This window comes from Candidatus Cloacimonadaceae bacterium (genome assembly GCA_030693415.1).
Classification (GTDB): domain Bacteria; phylum Cloacimonadota; class Cloacimonadia; order Cloacimonadales; family Cloacimonadaceae; genus JAUYAR01.
In genome coordinates, this window is the sequence record JAUYAR010000175.1 from 1 (window position 1) to 2,409 (window position 2,409).

General features: G+C 46.1%; 2 protein-coding genes. Both read right to left on the minus strand.

Features of this window, described 5'->3' with window-relative positions; all coding sequences use genetic code 11:
• Positions 1-336: 336 nt before the first annotated feature.
• Positions 337-681 carry a T9SS type A sorting domain-containing protein gene (locus tag Q8M98_11225; GenBank protein MDP3115324.1) on the minus strand — a complete coding sequence of 115 codons (345 nt, stop codon included), beginning with the start codon at positions 679-681 and terminating at the stop codon, positions 337-339.
• Between the two features lie 42 nt (positions 682-723).
• Positions 724-1,962 (minus strand): hypothetical protein, encoded by a 1,239-nt coding sequence (locus tag Q8M98_11230; GenBank protein MDP3115325.1) that lies wholly within the window; start codon positions 1,960-1,962, stop codon positions 724-726.
• Between the last annotated feature and the right edge of the window lie 447 nt (positions 1,963-2,409).

Below are 2,409 nucleotides of genomic sequence, written 5' to 3' on the forward strand. Positions count from 1 at the left end.
ATTAACCGAAGCCCACAGTGAATTATGCCGGTCTCTTACATGAGATACCTGTTTTCTGGAGAGCCGTATGCGGGAAAACCGCACGTACGGTTCGGAGGGAGGGGAGCCAGTAATGGATAACTCCCCTACCCCTATCATGATTATGGATTTACCGACGTCCCCGTCGGTTCGACCTCTCACTCGAGGCAGAAATGAGCAACGAGCGAACACTAATACAGCTTTATAGATGTGTCAGGTTCATCGCAAATGTCGCCGACGGGGACGTCGGCGTTCCATGAGATGTCGAGGCCCCTGCTTTTACGATTTTATGTCTTATCAATACTGATGCTGTATTAATCACTTCACCAACAACATCTTATGCATTGATGACTTTCCGTTCGATTCGATGCGAGTGAAATAGACACCGGAGGACACCATGTTTCCTGCTTGATCATCTCCATTCCAGATTAGCTGATGATTGCCGGATTGCTTGGGCTCATTCAGCAGAATCCTGACCAATTGTCCCTTGAGATTATAGATACTGAGCTTTACCTTCCCGCTTTCCGGGACACGGTAGCATATCGTGGTGGATGGATTGAAAGGATTGGGATAGTTGTATAAACTCAAGCCCGACAGGGATGGCGGAACCACCGGATCGTCATTTGATACCCAAGGCTCGTAGCCGAATTCATAACAGCCCATATCGATCCTGCCATTCCAGACCCTCCAGTTTCCAGCAAGATCTTAGGGCAATAACTCCAGTCCGGTGGTATCAGGTGTGCCGCTATCTATACATGGTGATCCTTGGGCTAAGCGCAGATAATCAGGTTCCCCGGCAGTGGTACCGGCAAACATGGGGTCTGCTGAGGTATTGTTTGAGCCATAGATCAGGGTGTTGCGATGGTCGGGATTATAGATGGCGGAGAATCCGCCACGGATGTTATTGTAATCGAAATCAAGCACCGTGAGGGGTCCCTGGAACCATACCGGAGACATATTGATCTCATAAGGGCAATTCGAATTGACAAAGATATTGTTGCGCATCTGTATGTTTCCGATCACGTTAACCGCGCTAACTGCCCCGAAGTTGTTGTAGAAAGTATTGTTGCTGACCCGATAGTTCCCTGCCACGTTCTTAGCAAAGCCGATAGCTCTTGCGGAATTGGAGCGGATGTTGTCAAACAGGTTGTTGTTCACGCTCACGTCCACGACCGTCTCGGGGTTTGAACCGCTTGAGATGTGGAAAGTAAACTGGTTGTTTTGCACGGAGATATTGCGGAAAGTGCAATTCTCTACCTTGAATGATCCCCAAACCCAGAAATTCATTACCGCCATACTCCAGCTATCGTCACCTGGAGTATCCGGGGAGGTATATGTCGAATGAATATACTCAAAGGTAGAGTTTCTGATAGTTCCGTCGTAAATTTGCACTATTTGCATAGCCGATTCCGGTGTGTTTATGTTTCTCATTACCACCGAATCAATCACGCCGTTAAAAAGTTGATAAAAGAAAATTGCCCCAAGTTTACATACACTCATGTTCTGGATTACAATATCAGTTAATTGCAAATTCGTGTGAGTGTTGGTGTTCAAAATAGCGATTCTATTTGAGGCAACCCCTTCAGCAATGGAAAAGCCGCGGATAATAGTGTTTTTGCATTTTCTAACTCCAATGAATTTGGGCTGTCCAAAGGCACATAAAACATCTGAGTAGATCGTAACCTGATCAGATCCAGCCCCAATGATATTTGTATTTGATTTTACCGGAATGGGGAGGATTTGCTCGTTTTCGCCTTCGATATATGTTCCCGGGAGGAGATGCACCGTTTTAATGTTCAAACTATCGGCAGCGATCCGGTGAACGGCTTTTGTGATCGTCTTCATCGCCTGAGACGGGCTCAATCCCGTGTTGTTATCATTACCTCCGGGGCTCACATAGAGATCGTAGTTCACTTCCACCCGATAACCACGTAGAATATCCACTGTATCCTGGTACTGATCAAAGAGGCTTAGATTACTGTGCCGGTCCACATAAAACGGATCGGACACCGCTACCGTGAATAAATCCAAATTTATCAGAAGATTTGCACGGATATCGAAAATCGCGATATCAACCGGATTCGTTCCATAGTTTTCATAGACAGAACAGCGATTGTTCGCATCAAATACTAATGAAGGAGTGTAGATGCTGGACCCTACGTGCGATACTCCACCACCCTGAGCTACCGCATAATTATGATGAATGTTTACTCCGCTTAGAAAAACAGAACAATCAGTAGTGCTGATTGAATAGAGGCATCGCCACGAAGGAAAACATTGCCTACTTACGTAAGCTGGGATGTTCTTATTTTGTCATAGAGCGGCGCAACCAAGTGGATGATTACCGTGACGAGTTTGATGATATCGAGTCATTTGAGCTGCATGAAAGTC